This is a genomic window from Neisseria sp. P0021.S005 (genome assembly GCF_051956955.1).
The window spans coordinates 1-1,751 of record NZ_JBQCWY010000642.1 but is presented as its reverse complement, the minus strand read 5'-3'; the positions used below and the strand labels follow the sequence as shown (position 1 = coordinate 1,751).

The following is a 1,751-nucleotide window of genomic DNA, read 5'->3' as shown; positions in this document are numbered from 1 at the left end:
CGCAAACTGTTCTTCAATCTGCGCAGCATGCGTAAAAACCTGAATGCCTTGTCTCCAAAAGAAGCGCAAGAAATCGCCGACGATTTGGGCGTCAAATTGTCCGAAGTCTTGGAAATGGAACAACGCATGACCGGTCACGATATCGGCATCATGGCAGAAAACAACGATGACGAAGACAACTTCGCCCCTATCGACTGGTTGGCCGATCACGATGCAGAGCCTAGCCGCCAGTTGTCCAAACAAGCCCACTACGCCCTGCAAACCGAAGGTCTGCAAAACGCCTTGGCACAACTGGACGACCGCAGCCGCCGTATCGTTGAAAGCCGCTGGTTGCAAGACGATGGCGGTTTGACCCTGCACGAATTGGCTGCCGAATACGGCGTATCTGCCGAACGCATCCGCCAAATCGAAGCCAAAGCTATGCAAAAACTGCGCGGTTTCTTGGCAGAAGAAGCTGAAGCCGTTTAAGCCTTTCTTGATAAAAGGCCGTCTGAATCTTTTCAGACGGCCTTTTCGATGGCAAACCTCATTGCATCTTCTCCCCCAACACATTCATTTTAAAGCCCACTTAAGCTATAATACCCACCACACACACTACCCAGTCATACCATAACCATGCAACTTACCGTCGTCGGACTCAATCACCAAACCGCGCCCTTGAGCATACGCGAAAAACTGGCATTTGCAGCTGCAAATCTGCCGGATGCCGTGTCCAACCTCGCGCGTAGTGAGGCGGCGGAAGAAGCAGTCATTCTTTCTACCTGCAACCGCACCGAGCTTTACTGCGTCGGCGAAACCGAAAAAATCATCGACTGGTTGGCACAATATCACGACCTGCCTGCCGAAGAAATCCGCCCTTACCTCTATACCTTAGATAATAATGAAACCGTCCGCCACGCCTTCCGCGTCGCCTGCGGTTTAGATTCCATGGTCTTGGGCGAACCGCAAATTCTCGGTCAAATCAAAGATGCCGTCCGCGTTGCGCAAGAACAGGAAAGCATCAACACCCACTTAAACGCCCTGTTTCAAAAAACCTTTGCCGTTGCCAAAGAAGTGCGTACCGACACTGCTGTCGGCGAAAACTCCGTCTCCATGGCTTCTGCATCGGTCAAAATGGCAGAGCAAATCTTCCCTTCCATTTCTGATCTGAACGTCCTTTTTATCGGCGCAGGCGAAATGATTGAGCTGGTGGCTACTTATTTTGCCGCCAAAAATCCCAAGCTCATTACCGTTGCCAACCGCACACACCAGCGCGCGCAGGAATTGTGCGACAAACTCGGTGTCAACGCCGAAGCTTGCCTGCTGAACGAATTGCCCGATATTCTTCACGATTACGACGTGGTTGTTTCTTCCACTGCCAGCCAACTCCCACTCGTCGGCAAAGGCATGGTCGAACGCGCATTGAAAAAACGCCACAACATGCCTGTTTTCCTGCTGGATTTGGCTGTTCCGCGCGATATCGAAGCCGAAGTCGGCGAATTGGAAGACGCATATCTCTATACCGTAGACGACATGATGGACATTGTCCAAAGCGGTAAAGATGCGCGCAAAAAAGCAGCGGCGGCGGCTGAAAGCATGGTGGAAGAAAAAGTCAGCGAATTTATCCGCCTACAGAAAAACCGCCAAAGCGTTCCGCTTATCCGCGCCTTGCGCGACGAAGGTGAACGTGCACGCCGCCAAGTATTGGAAAATGCCATGAAGCAACTGGCAAAAGGCGTATCCGCCGAGGATGTCCTCGAACGCCTCTCCAT

The 1,751-nt window shown here is 52.0% G+C and carries 2 protein-coding genes; both read left to right on the top strand.

Going from position 1 to position 1,751, the window contains the following annotated elements; genetic code table 11:
• On the top strand, positions 1-468 hold a 468-nt coding region (locus ACTHUE_RS17805), incomplete at its 5' end, for a sigma-70 family RNA polymerase sigma factor (RefSeq protein ID WP_440424086.1).
• 147 nt (positions 469-615) lie between these two features.
• Positions 616-1,751 (top strand): glutamyl-tRNA reductase (hemA, locus tag ACTHUE_RS17800; RefSeq protein ID WP_440424085.1); only part of this gene is annotated, 1,136 nt, incomplete at its 3' end.